General features: G+C 53.8%; 13 protein-coding genes. 8 read left to right on the top strand and 5 right to left on the bottom strand.

Features of this window, described 5'->3' with window-relative positions; all coding sequences use genetic code 11:
• The 8 genes from JWG43_RS02105 to JWG43_RS02070 all read left to right on the top strand — a co-directional run.
• On the top strand, nucleotides 1–224 hold a 224-nt coding region (locus JWG43_RS02105; protein ID WP_205241152.1), incomplete at its 5' end, for a hypothetical protein.
• 246 nt (nucleotides 225–470) lie between these two features.
• A complete protein-coding gene (locus JWG43_RS02100; protein WP_205241151.1) occupies nucleotides 471–1,433 on the top strand; it encodes an alpha/beta hydrolase fold domain-containing protein in 963 nt (320 codons plus the stop codon).
• A gap of 36 nt (nucleotides 1,434–1,469) precedes the next feature.
• A complete protein-coding gene (locus JWG43_RS02095; RefSeq protein ID WP_205241150.1) occupies nucleotides 1,470–1,787 on the top strand; it encodes an MliC family protein in 318 nt (105 codons plus the stop codon).
• Nucleotides 1,788–1,943: 156 nt separating this feature from the next.
• Nucleotides 1,944–2,654 carry a class I SAM-dependent methyltransferase gene (locus tag JWG43_RS02090; RefSeq protein WP_275888407.1) on the top strand — a complete coding sequence of 237 codons (711 nt, stop codon included), beginning with the start codon at nucleotides 1,944–1,946 and terminating at the stop codon, nucleotides 2,652–2,654.
• Between the two features lie 81 nt (nucleotides 2,655–2,735).
• Nucleotides 2,736–3,725 (top strand): cobalamin B12-binding domain-containing protein, encoded by a 990-nt coding sequence (locus tag JWG43_RS02085; RefSeq protein WP_205241148.1) that lies wholly within the window; start codon nucleotides 2,736–2,738, stop codon nucleotides 3,723–3,725.
• Nucleotides 3,718–4,839 (top strand): ABC transporter permease, encoded by a 1,122-nt coding sequence (locus JWG43_RS02080; protein ID WP_205241147.1) that lies wholly within the window; start codon nucleotides 3,718–3,720, stop codon nucleotides 4,837–4,839. The genes JWG43_RS02085 and JWG43_RS02080 overlap by 8 nt, the downstream gene beginning before the upstream one ends.
• 14 nt (nucleotides 4,840–4,853) lie before the next feature.
• A complete protein-coding gene (locus JWG43_RS02075) occupies nucleotides 4,854–5,567 on the top strand; it encodes an ABC transporter ATP-binding protein (protein WP_205241146.1) in 714 nt (237 codons plus the stop codon).
• A complete protein-coding gene (locus tag JWG43_RS02070; RefSeq protein WP_205241145.1) occupies nucleotides 5,564–6,634 on the top strand; it encodes an HlyD family secretion protein in 1,071 nt (356 codons plus the stop codon). Before JWG43_RS02075 ends, JWG43_RS02070 begins: the two co-directional genes overlap by 4 nt.
• Nucleotides 6,635–6,896: 262 nt before the next feature.
• Here JWG43_RS02070 and JWG43_RS02065 read toward each other — a convergent pair whose 3' ends face one another.
• The 5 genes from JWG43_RS02065 to JWG43_RS02045 all read right to left on the bottom strand — a co-directional run bounded on the left by JWG43_RS02065 (nucleotide 6,897) and on the right by JWG43_RS02045 (nucleotide 11,569).
• Entirely contained in the window at nucleotides 6,897–8,573 is a 1,677-nt protein-coding gene (locus JWG43_RS02065; RefSeq protein ID WP_205241144.1) for an aspartate:alanine exchanger family transporter, read from the bottom strand.
• Between the two features lie 204 nt (nucleotides 8,574–8,777).
• On the bottom strand, nucleotides 8,778–9,068 hold the full coding sequence (locus tag JWG43_RS02060) for a LysO family transporter (protein ID WP_205241143.1): 291 nt from the start codon (nucleotides 9,066–9,068) through the stop codon (nucleotides 8,778–8,780).
• A 97-nt stretch (nucleotides 9,069–9,165) separates the two neighbouring features.
• A complete protein-coding gene (locus JWG43_RS02055) occupies nucleotides 9,166–9,906 on the bottom strand; it encodes an amino acid ABC transporter ATP-binding protein (RefSeq protein ID WP_240193314.1) in 741 nt (246 codons plus the stop codon).
• The gene (locus JWG43_RS02050) at nucleotides 9,893–10,720 is read right to left on the bottom strand and encodes an amino acid ABC transporter permease (RefSeq protein WP_205241142.1); all 828 of its coding nucleotides are present in this window, start codon (nucleotides 10,718–10,720) and stop codon (nucleotides 9,893–9,895) included. Before JWG43_RS02050 ends, JWG43_RS02055 begins: the two co-directional genes overlap by 14 nt.
• Before the next feature lie 105 nt (nucleotides 10,721–10,825).
• Complete coding sequence (locus tag JWG43_RS02045; RefSeq protein ID WP_205241141.1) at nucleotides 10,826–11,569, bottom strand: basic amino acid ABC transporter substrate-binding protein; 744 nt, start codon at nucleotides 11,567–11,569, stop codon at nucleotides 10,826–10,828.
• Nucleotides 11,570–11,975 lie beyond the last annotated feature (406 nt).

The following is an 11,975-nucleotide window of genomic DNA, read 5'->3' as shown; positions in this document are numbered from 1 at the left end:
GAACACCCCCATCGTCCAGCCAAGACAATTGCAGAGACGAAGCCCAAATGCTTAGGGAGCAAAGCCCCACTGTGGCAAACGATTATTCAAACAGAAAGTTCCGTGGTAGAGAGAAGTTTCATATAAATTTTTTCTTTATCTGGATCCGTGGGCGTTCGTCCGCACGCCCCGACGGGCGGCTGGTGAAAGTTATCTTCAAGGATGCTGCTGCAATTATAATCTGATTATAGCAAGATACATCCTGAAAAGAGTCCAGCCGTCACGGATTCAGAAAATTTTCTTTCGGCTTTTCCTTTTCCTTCCTCGGATGAAGGTATGATTCTGTGCGCCTTGATGGGTATTGGAGACTGAATCTCCCAAAAGACTCAGTATAATGTGCTTTTGTGACCCAATTCACAATAAAAGGCCAAAAGAAGTCTTGCCTTTTTTTACTCCTTTATAAATACAACTCATCTGGATAATGCCTGTCGGTGGCACTCTTGCTCTATCGCGGGAATTCAAATCCAGCGATCCTTGTCATACAGAGCTGCGTCATTGCGCCAATGGACAGAATAAATACACATCGACGGGCTCAGTTGTTGGTTATGCTTCCTCTGCTGATATTGTTGCAGGGTTGCGTTTATGGCCTGCTCGATCTGGCTGTGCCCAATTCGGGCTATCGTCAAGTGATTACTATTACTGCCAGCTACGGCGAACATCCACGCCAGCAGCTTGACCTGTATTTGCCGGAACAGGACAGAACCGAAGCGCCGACACTGGTCTTTTTTTACGGTGGCAGCTGGGCGAGAGGGAGCAAGGATAACTATCGCTTTGTTGGCCAGGCGTTTGCAGAAGCAGGTTACCCGATCGCTATCCCCAATTACCGTGTGTACCCGGAACATCTGTTTCCTGACTTTATCGTCGATGGTGCCGATGCACTGGCCTGGCTGAAGCAGGAGGGTTTTGCGGAGCGTGGGATTGTGCTGATGGGTCATTCCGCTGGTGCCCACATCGCCGCCATGTTGGCATATAATTCCACCTATGTGGAAGCCAGCGGCCTTGACCATGCACAGATTCTGGCACTGATCGGGTATGCCGGTCCCTACGATGCTTTCGACCTCAGCAGCCGCAAATTACAGCGGATTTTTGCACCAGCACAGCCGCTGGCAGTGTCCCGTCCGATTAATTTTGTCGACGACAACAGCCCTGCCAGTCTGTTAATCCATGGCCTCAGGGATAAAACAGTGATGGCTCAGCACAGCAAAAACCTGGCCGCTCGCTTACGTGCGCACGAGGTTGTGGCCGAAACCCGTTTCTACCGGAACAATGGGCACGTCGCGGTGGCCGCCAGCCTGGCCAAGCCGCTGCGCCGCTGGACACCGGCCTATGCCGACACTTTGGACTTCCTCGCCAGGTTGACCGCTGAGCCTCTTCTGACCCGAATCTCTGACTGATACACCAAAAACAGGAGCGCAACTCAGGAGAAGCGTATGAAAACCCTCATTGCCGCAACAATGGTGACCTTGTTGGCAGCAGGATGTACTTCAACGCCCTCGATCAGTACAAGCTCAACCGAAGTCCAGGAAGTGAGGTTCAACTGTACGGACGGGCAATCTCTTGCCGTTCGTTTTTTCCCAGCACAAGGCGTTGCCGTCCTGGTGCGAAATAGAGAGACCATGGAACTCCATGAGCAAGTGAGTGGCTCTGGATTCATCTACAGCGATGGTTCCACCGCGATTCGCGGCAAGAGCAATGATCTGACCGTCGAAATCGGAGATCAAGTTCCTTTGCGATGTATGGCTTTATAGGCAGTGCTGATTCAGACCCCTGAATCAGTGAGGGCTGGGCTCTCGTTTTTTATGTATCTTGCTGTAATCATATTATAATTGCAGCTAAAACCTTGAAGATAACTTTCGCCAGTCGCCTCACGGATTCAGGAAAGCTTAACCCCTGTCAGCTCTATTATGGCTTTATCGGTGACCATATTTTTCGCAATCGTTGCCTTGGTGTTTGTCGCGATCCTATGGCGTCATGCCTCCTGTCACCAGAGTCTCCCCTGTCCCGTCTGGCTGCGTTGGCTGGTTGAGTTAGACAATCCCTTCACCAAGACAAATCGAGCCGCATTCATTGTCCAAACACTCGATATATCAACAGGAATGGTGATATTGGATGCAGGGTGCGGTCCAGGACGCCTGACAGTGCCTCTGGCCCGGAGCGTCGGTCCGAGCGGTCGAGTTGCTGCGTTGGATATTCAGCCAGGAATGCTTGCCAGAGCAAAAAACCGGACAGAGAATGCCGGTCTCAACAATGTGGACTTTCTTGCTGCTGGTCTCGGCGAGGGTAAGCTTCCCGCTCAGCACTTCGATCGCGCGGTCCTGGTCACCGTCCTCGGGGAGATTCCCAATCGTGCCAGTGTCCTCGCCGAACTGTTTGCTGTCCTGAAACCCGGGGGTATTCTGGCGATCGTCGAGGTCATTTTTGATCCCCACTTTCAATCTCGCGGCACTGTCTCGGACCTGGCAATGGCAGCCGGCTTTCGAGAGCGGGCGTTCTTTGGCCACAGACTGGCATATGTTCTTCATTTTGAGAAACCAGAGAGCGACGTACATGCCGCTCATCCCGACGTCTGTCCTTGCTCGGCCTCCGGGGTTGAGCTTGGCCATGGACGTTTTTGATCCTGGGCAGCAATGATGATGCACTCAGTTTTTCCTTCCGCCTCACGGCTCTTTTCATCTGAGTTCGGAAATCTGTCGGCCATGGTACTCAAACGACTGGAACTCGAGTGGCACTACCACCAGAGGCCGGATCTGGAGCAGGCGGATCAACAATTGCTCCAATACGCCATTGAATTCGGGCGGCTGTTGAACGTCGTGTACAGATGGCATTTTTTTCCTGCTCTGCGGGAGGAATGTATCTGGTATGCAGGGGTCTTTGGCGCGCGCGGTTCAAACCACGATGCATTTGCCTTGGTTCTGGATAGTTGGATCATGGCCATTCAAGGGTTACTCAAACCACCCGAATGCAATGAACTCGCTCGACCGCTCCAGTCCATCAGGGATGATCTGGACAGATTGATCCAGGAAGCGTCTGCCAGGCGCAAGGTTTCGATCAAGACGGTCAATCCCGCACTTTTGAAAAAACTCATCCGTGGTGACGTTCAAGGCGCCCGAAAAGTCATTGCAGAGTTCGCTGCAGAGTATGTTTCACCAGACCGTCTGATTGTTGAAGTGATGCTTCCGGCGATGGCTGAGGTCGGACAAGGCTGGCAATCCAATGAGCTGGAGATTTTTCAGGAACACCTCGCCACCGAGGCGATCCGCGGTCTCCTTGCCGGACTCACGGCGATGAGACCAGAGAACCGGCAGGAAAGGAATGCCGTTGCCCTGGTCTCTTGCGGCCCTGGGGATGCTCATGAATTGATTCCCCTGGCCCTTGCCTCCTATTTGACATTCCGGGGTTGGAGTGTGAAGAATCTGGGGGTGGGCTTGCCTGCCAATCAGATAGCACGGGCGGTTGCAGCCTTCGAGCCAAACGCGCTTTTCCTGACATTTACCATGCTCTCCAGATTCGAGGAGGTATTGGATGTGATTGCCCAGGTTCACCGTGCGTCTGAAAGTTGTCGGGTCATTGTGGGTGGCCGCGGTGCTGTTGCGGCCAGGGCCGTGCTCGAAGACCGGGGAGTTCGGGTAGCCCTTGATTTTGATGAGGGTTTTCGTCTGGCTGGTGAGGATTCAGTCGATGCGTAGCCTGACCGCCTTTCGTATGGTCGTGCATGATCGTTCTTCAACAGCGGGGGCACTCCTTGGTGTGGTGGCGATTGTCTTTTTAGTAGGCCAGCAGCTCTCCATCCTGTTCGGTTTATTGAACTACATGTCGGTCCTTGTGGATCACAGCGGCGCAGATGCCTGGATCATGAGCGCCAATGTCCGCAATGCAGATGCGGGTAACCTCATCTCGGGGCGCTATGTGGACCGCGCAATGGGCCTGGCAGAGGTGAAGTGGGCTGAACCGATTCTGATCGGCAGCGGGTTGCTGAAAACAAGCGATGGCTCCTTTGAATCCGTACGCGTCGTCGGGGTCCGGCGTCCTCGCCTCGCAGGAGGGCCGTGGGATTTTGCGAAGGCAGATGAACGAGCTTTGCTGGACTTCGAAGCTGTTACCGTGGATCGACTTGATCTGGACAAACTGGGAAACCCTGTGCTCGGCCAGGTGACTGAAATCGGCGACAGGAGGGTTCGGGTGGGAGCAATCAGCGAAGGCGCCCGGGGCTTTCAGGGGACTCTCGTGTTTGCTTCCCTGGAAAAGGTCAAGGAAATTGTCCGTACTCCTTCGGGGCGTTACTCCGCTATTCTGATTCGTTTTCAGCCCGATGTTGACAAGGAAACTGCTCTCAACAACCTCCGGGCCGTAATGCCGGAACAGACCGTGTATGCAACAGATGAACTCTCCCGCTTGACTCAACGCTATTATTTCACTAACACCGGCATTGGCGGCAGCTTCGGTTTTTCCACCACCATTGCCGTCCTGATCGGCATCATCATTATTTCTCTGACCATGTATGCGAGTGTTCTCAGCCGGGCACAGGATTTTGCAGTTATGCGAGCCATCGGAGGAAGGCGTCGGGATATTGCCGTGGTGGTCTTCAGCGAGGTGTTGATTATCGCAGGCATCGGCGTGTTTGTCGGTTTTCTCATGCTGGCAACCCTGCTCAATGCGACGCATGGCTCCGCTATTCCCAGTTATTTTCCAAAATATGTGCCGCCGATCCTTGCCGGGGTTGCTCTGGCTGTCAGTCTGCTGGGGTCGCTGATTGCCTTGCGTGTTGCTCTCAAAGCAGAGCCGGCTTCGGTTTTTCATTAAAGAATGAGGTTTTTTTGCCCTTTCTCAAGCTAGAAAACATCGCCAGAGATTTCTCCGATGGTCGTCAGATACGGCGGGTGCTGTTCCCGACCAATCTCGAATTCGAGCCGGGTGCATTGACGGTACTTTCCGGACCTTCCGGCAGCGGCAAAACCACCCTTCTCTCCATCATGGGGCTGGTACTGCGTCCTTCCGAAGGATCACTGTATCTGGAAGGACGTGATGTCACCACGCTCTCGGACAATGAGGCGGCAAAGCTTCGTCTGCAGAAATACGGCTACGTCTTTCAGCAGCCGATGCTGATCGAAGGCTTGAGCGTTATGGAAAACATCGCGCTGGCGTTTGCAGTTCAGGGTGCGCACCTGCCGGATCATTTCCGTGACAAGACGGAAGGTCTGCTGAAATCCCTGGGGCTGGAAGAGACCTCGCACATGCAGCCACGGCTTCTTTCCGGCGGCATGAAACAGAGGGCTTCCATTGCCCGGGCCTTGATCAAGGACCCTGCCATTCTTCTCTGTGATGAACCAACATCGGCATTGGATGCGGAAAGCGGGCAGGCGGTCATGGCTATCCTGAAGCGTATTGCGCTCGAGGAAGGCAGAATTGTCGTTGTCGTTTCCCATGATGCGCGGGTTTTCCCGTACGCTGACCGGTTGCTTAAAATTGAAAATGGCACCATTGTCGCCAACACCCATGAGCGCTATGTGGAGGCGAAAGAAGTCCAATGATGAAGGTTCGCGCTATCACAGGGTTTGTCCTTGTTATCCTCGTTGTGGTGATCGGCCTTTCCTACATTCAGATTTCTCTGCGCAAGGCGTCCACCCCACCGGCACCAGGGCGAACGCCATCGTTGGATACGGCACCTGTCCGTTTGTACGGTCTCGTCGAACCACTCGGTCGAGAGGCCTTTGTCGGGCCTCCGCAACCCCGTCGAGTTGAGCGGATCTTTGTCCAGGAAGGGCAGGGAGTATCCGCAGGGCAGGCTCTTTGTGAACTTGAACAGCAAGTCGAGCGGCAGGCCCTTGAAGTTGCCATGGCAAGAGCAAAGGAATTCGAAGGACAACTCGATATCCTCCTTGATGAATTGACAAGAGAACTGCCTTTGCCCGGGGAAGGTCTTGCCGAAAACCGTGCGCTTCAGGTTGCGGTGCAGAGAGTGAGAGAATTGGAGGTTCGACTGGAGCTCATCCTTGATGAATTGAAAAGGAAAGCGCCCTTATCGCGAATCGGTTCCATAAGTGAAGTCGAGTATACCCAGAAATCCCTGGAGGCAGAACTGGTGCGAAGGCAGATTACAACGGCCAAGTCCCAGGCCGTCATAGAATTCAGTCAGAAATCTTTGCAAGCGGAACTGCTCCGCCGGCAAATCGAAACAGCTCGAGCGGAAGTTGAACTGAGAAAGCGTGAATTGGACACCCTGACCCTGCGATCCCCGATGCAAGGGCGTTTGTACAAATTCGATGTACGCATCGGTGAACATTTCACCCCGCAGGATTTTCAGCGGATCGTCATAGGGAAGCCGGAAAAACAGGTGCGCCTTTTTGTTGAGAGTTTCTGGTTCGATACGGTACGTATCGGTGATGTCTTTCAGGTGCACAATGCGGAGACCATGGTCCCCATCGGTTTGGGCAAAGTCGTTACCGTCTCGCAATATATGGGAGCCCGCGATTTTCGCAGCGAAGATACTTTTGAACGTCTGGACACCAAATATGCCCAGGCTATTCTCCACCTCGAAGGAGCGGAATCGGTTCCACTGAACAAGCTTGTTCTCTGTGTGCGGGAAAATACTCAGTAAGAATTCTGGAGTGATGAAAGTTCAAAGGAGAGTTCTGACAACAGAATGATCAATTTTAACCAGGAAAGGTACTGGGTACACCGGTGTTTTGTTACGCCCAAAGCGGCTGCGTCGCCATGAGTCGCCGGGTTGCCCGCGGTTGCAGGTGTGTCAGGCGCGACCGAACGACTGCATGACGGTGCGAGGGTGAGGGTCAACGGTGAAACTGGCGAGGTGACGATACTTGAGTGTAACAGTTCGCCCGACGAATGAAGGCGCCGGTTCAAAGCATCATGATCACAGTTCCAGCCAGGGCCAGAAACACATTGGCAAAAGCATAGGTTCCTGCATATCCCAGGGACGGAATCGGGCTGTTGGCCGCCCGAATGACCGTGTTCAGGGCAGGTGTGCTGGTCATGGCTCCGGTGATGGCCCCCAGCAGGATGGCGGTGTTGAACTTGAGAATATATTTTCCAAACAAAAAACCCACTATGACGGGTATCGTCGTGACCAGGATGCCGCTGAAAAAAAGCAGCGGTCCCACGGTCACAATCGCCTGAACGATCCCTTGTCCGGCTTTGAGTCCTATTCCAGCCATGAAGAACAAAAGACCCAGTTCCATGAACAGCCATCTGGCCGCAGGCGGGACTCTGCCGAACGTCGGATGGATAGAGCGCAGAAAGCCTATGAGTATGCCGGTCAGCAAGAGACCTCCGGCAGTCCCCAGGCCCACGGACACCGCCCCCACTTTGAAGGTTATCTTGCCGATGAACAGGCCGGCGGCAATGCCAAAGGCAAAGGTCAGTAAATCGGTTTGAATGATTTTTCTTTCAACATGCCCCAGTCTCTTGGTCAGTTCTTCCAGCCTGTCTTTGTCCCCGCTTACCCGGACGACGTCGCCCTTTTCCAGGACAGTGCTTTCGTCTATGGGCAGCTCCACATGGGATCTGTTCACCTTGGTGACATAACAGCCATACCTGGCTAACAAATGGAGTTCGCCCAAGGGCCTGCCCACAACATCGGCATGGGTAACAACCACTTCATGGGTTTTGGTGGGAATGGCCAGCAGATGTCTATCGAGAATCTCCGGGCCAAGCAATTTTTCCATGGTCTCATGCCCCTCAAGAGGGCCAAGGACCGACACCCGATCGTCCTTTTCAAGCACCGTGTCCGCGCCTGGCCTGAACATGGCATCTTGGCGAAGAACCTTTTGAATGACGCAACCCGTTCTGGTGGTGAAGCGCAGATCACGCAGGGGTTTGCCCATGACCTGGTCCGACTGAACTTGATAGGCCCGTAGCATCTGGTCACCCCCGGTATCAGCATCTTCATCCTCTTCAGGTGCCAGACGCTTTTGCCGTGCCAGTTTGGAGGCCTCCTCGGATAGATTGACCTTGAGCAGCGATGGGATAAGCCTGATGAAGACCAGCAGGCCGATCAGGCCGAACACATAGGTGATGGCATAGGCTGACCCCATATCCTGTATGATCAGGTTTGCCGATTGGTCATCGGTGATCCTGGCCAGGCCGCTGTGGACTGCATCCCTGGCCGCCGCCAACGTCGGCGTACTGGTCAGGGCACCTGCCAGCAGACCGGCGCTGATTCCTTGGGACAGACCGAAGTAGGAGGACAGGCCAAAGGCCAGGCCAACTGCGGTCATGCTCACCACCAGGGCCAGGCTGAAGTATTTGAGGCCGTCTTCGAGAAATACGCTGAAAAACCTGGGTCCTGCCTGAAGACCCACCGAGTAGATAAACAGGATGAAACCGATTTCCAGGGTGTTGGCTGGAATTTCGAATCCAAAATGCCCGAAAAACAGGCCCGCCAGCAGCACCCCGGTGGTGGAGCCCAGTTCAAACCCCCTGAATGTGATATTCCCGATAAGATACCCAAAACCGAGAACCAGAAAAAAGAGCAGTTCGGGTACATCCCTTATCAGCCCGATAATATCGATTTCCATGGTGTGTTTATTGAAAAAAAATCAAGATGACAATTGAATGAAAGGATGGAACTTTTTTTCCCTGTCTGAGCATGAAGGGTCCCGGCCACTTGACATGGCTCATGCCTGGATCCGTGAGCGTTCGTTTATGCGTCGGCTGTTCAGCGGCTAGATCCAGGTCATGGAAAAAAGGGAGAGAGATGCAGACAGGGAGTGCGCTCAGGTTCAGGTTAAGAAAAAAGTTACCAGCACCGGGACCAGAAAGGTAATGATCAGGCCACTGTATATTGATATCATGACAAATTGCTGGCCGGAAAAGCGGACCACAATCGGCAGGGTTGTGTCCATGGAGGTAGCCCCGCCGGAAGCAATGGTGGAGAGCTTGCCTGCGTATTTCACTAGAAAAGGAAGAATGAGCAGGGTCAATGACCTGCTGACAGGCAACAGCGGACTTGTCTCCCTCTGCAACAATCCACAGAAAATACCGGCAACAAGAAAGAGGACAATGAAAAGCATGGTAGAAGTAGGGAGCTATATTGGAACGGCGGGGTGGTGAACAGGCTGCGACAAGAGATTGTCTCGTGGTGTTTTTGCTGTCTCCATGGAAGACCTGCTACAGAATCTGGCTTAAAAATTTCTTGAGTCGGGGATGCTCCGGACGTTCAAAAAAATGGTCCGGGGTGCCGACCTCGACGATCTCGCCCTGGTCCATGAATACGATTCTGTCCGCCACTTCCCGGGCAAAGCCCATTTCATGGGTCACCACGGCCATGGTCATGCCTTCCCTGGCCAGGGTGACCATGACGTCCAGAACCTCGCCGATCATTTCCGGGTCCAGGGCGGAGGTAGGTTCGTCGAACAGCATGATCTTGGGGGTCATGGCCAGGGCCCTGGCGATGGCCACCCGCTGTTTCTGGCCGCCGGAGAGTTTGACTGGATAGACAGCGGATTTTTCCTCGATCCCCACTTTTTTCAACAGACCCATGGCCAGTTCCTCGGCCTGAGGACGCGGGACCTTCTTCAGTTTGATGGGGGCCATGGTCAGATTCTGCAGGACCGTTTTATGCGGAAACAGGTTGAAACTCTGGAAAACCATCCCCATTTCCATACGCAGGGCATTGATGTCATTTTTCGGATTGTTGATATTTTTGCCGTCCACGGTAATGGTGCCCTGGTCAATGGATTCCAGACGGTTGATGGAGCGGAGCAAAGTACTCTTGCCGGACCCGCTGGGTCCGATGATCACCACCTTTTCCCGGGCGTGGATATCCAAAGAGACATCATTCAAGGCCTTGAGGTCGCCAAAAAACTTGGAAACGTTGCGGATGCTGATGATCTTCTCAGCGGCGTTCATAATAGTTCAACCTTTCTTCCATGGTACTCACGGCTTTCGACAGGATCAGGGTGATCACCAGATAGACCAGGGCGACCATGGTGTACGTTTCAAAGTAATTGAAGGTGACGCTGGCAAATTCCCGGCCGCGGCGCAGGATGTCCGAGACCGCCAGAATGGAGACCAGGGAGCTGTCCTTGAGCAGGGCAATGAATTCGTTGCCGACCGGTGGCAGAATTGTCCGCCAGGCCTGGGGGAGGATAACGTAGAACATGGTCTGAGTACGATTGAATCCCAGAGAGCGGGCCGCCTCGGTCTGACCATGGTCGATGGATTCAATGCCGGCCCGGAAGACCTCACCCATGTAGGCGCCGTAACAGAAGCCCATGGCGATCACCGCGGCCACCAGCGGCGGCATATTTTTCAGGAAAATGAACAGGGCATTGGAGTCCGGAAGATTGGCAAACACCTGGCCCAGGGCGAAATAGATGTAGAAGAGCTGGACCAGAAGTGGGATGCCGCGAACGACTTCCACATAAGTGGAGGCGATCAGATTGATGACCCGGTTCTTGGAGATACGTCCCAGACCGGTGATCAGTCCGAGAACCAGAGCCAGCAGAATGGACATGATCGTGACCTGAAAGGTGACGACGATCCCATCGGGGAGAAATTTTAGAACCCGCCAGTAGGGGTCCGGGCGGGTAATGCACAGATAGGCTATGAGGCCCAGGGCGCCGATCAGGGAAATCCACCAGGCGCTGAAAAGCCCTCGATCACGTCTGCGCGGCAGGGCTGCACCGTCGCCAATGTCAATAACGACTTTTTTTTCGGCCATTGTTCACCTTGGTGCCCGGCTGTGGGATTGGGAGGAGTGCATCTTCCTCTTGCCATGAGCTGTTTGCCCACGGCAAGAGGGGAGGATTACCCTGGCAGAGGCTGATTATTCACGGCCGAACCATTTTTTGTAGATCAGATCGTATTCACCGCTGGACCGGACTGCGGCCAGGGCGGCGTTGATCAGGTTCAGGGTCTCGGTGTCGCCCTTTTTAACCGCAAATCCCAGGTATTCCGGCTCGTCCGGTTCAATCAGGAAGGCGAGATGGAGGTTCCTGGAGAAGTCCGGATTGGTCAGGGCGTAATCCGCGGCAACGGCGTCGTCGGCAATCACGGCGTCAAGACGGCCATTGGCAAGATCGGTGATGGCCAGGCCTACTTCATCATAACTTTTGGCATTGTTTCCGGCGATACGCATGGCCGCAAAATAGCCGGTCGTGCCGATCTGAGCACCGATGGACTTGCCGGCCAGGTCGGCTTCGGAAGCAATGGGGGAACCATCCCGGACGACGACCCCCTGTTTGACCTCAAAGTATGGATCGGAAAAATCCATGGCGTTTTTTCGCTCCTCGGTGATGGACACGGAGGAAGAGATGACATCATAGCGGCCAGCAGCCAAACCCGCGAAAATGCCGTCCCAGGCGGTATTCTGGATCACTGCCTCGAATCCACCCGCATGGGCCATAGCCTTGACCAGATCCGGACCGAAACCGACACATTCACGAGCCTCGCTGATCATCTCCATCGGCGGCCAGGTGCAGTCGGACGCGAAGGTGATCGTGCGTTGCGCCCAGGCCGTGGAGCCCATGGCCACCAAAAGCAAACCTGTCAGAAAAAAACGTTTGAACATACTCTGTACCCTCCATTTGTTTACGTTAAGATGATATGTCGTGCGAGGAGAAACATTGTCTCCCGTGCAGTGTGCCCGCCGGGTGTTGGCCCTGGCAAGCTGAAAAAATAACGATGCACAACCGATATTTTCAAATCGTTCTCTACAAAAGGACCATGCCACACTGAAGCGGTGCAACAGGCAGAGAGAAGATACTCGTTATTTCAACCAGCTCCAAGAATTTTTCGTCCTGCCATGCCGTATACGTGACAATTCGACCTCCATCCTTCCCTTATGTGGGAGAATTACCTTCTTCATCGACAATCGTTTTCCAAAAAAGTCAGGATCGGTGACCATGAATATGTTGGGTATTCCTTGTCTGCCCTGTTTTATGTATTGTGAACTAAGCCTGATCCATTTATTCGTT

Source organism: Desulfobulbus alkaliphilus (assembly GCF_016918545.1).
GTDB classification, from domain to species: domain Bacteria; phylum Desulfobacterota; class Desulfobulbia; order Desulfobulbales; family Desulfobulbaceae; genus Desulfobulbus; species Desulfobulbus alkaliphilus.
This window is presented reverse-complemented; position numbering and strand designations above follow the sequence as displayed.

Excerpts from the sequence above, each read along its gene's own strand:
- JWG43_RS02055 (WP_240193314.1), bottom strand. The coding sequence starts at position 9,906 with ATGAACGCCGCTGAGAAGATCATCAGCATCCGCAACGTTTCCAAGTTT.
- JWG43_RS02050 (WP_205241142.1), bottom strand. The coding sequence starts at position 10,720 with ATGGCCGAAAAAAAAGTCGTTATTGACATTGGCGACGGTGCAGCCCTG.
- JWG43_RS02095 (WP_205241150.1), top strand. The coding sequence starts at position 1,470 with ATGAAAACCCTCATTGCCGCAACAATGGTGACCTTGTTGGCAGCAGGA.
- JWG43_RS02065 (WP_205241144.1), bottom strand. The coding sequence starts at position 8,573 with ATGGAAATCGATATTATCGGGCTGATAAGGGATGTACCCGAACTGCTC.
- JWG43_RS02090 (WP_275888407.1), top strand. The coding sequence starts at position 1,944 with ATGGCTTTATCGGTGACCATATTTTTCGCAATCGTTGCCTTGGTGTTT.
- JWG43_RS02045 (WP_205241141.1), bottom strand. The coding sequence starts at position 11,569 with ATGTTCAAACGTTTTTTTCTGACAGGTTTGCTTTTGGTGGCCATGGGC.
- JWG43_RS02080 (WP_205241147.1), top strand. The coding sequence starts at position 3,718 with ATGCGTAGCCTGACCGCCTTTCGTATGGTCGTGCATGATCGTTCTTCA.
- JWG43_RS02085 (WP_205241148.1), top strand. The coding sequence starts at position 2,736 with ATGGTACTCAAACGACTGGAACTCGAGTGGCACTACCACCAGAGGCCG.
- JWG43_RS02060 (WP_205241143.1), bottom strand. The coding sequence starts at position 9,068 with ATGCTTTTCATTGTCCTCTTTCTTGTTGCCGGTATTTTCTGTGGATTG.
- JWG43_RS02070 (WP_205241145.1), top strand. The coding sequence starts at position 5,564 with ATGATGAAGGTTCGCGCTATCACAGGGTTTGTCCTTGTTATCCTCGTT.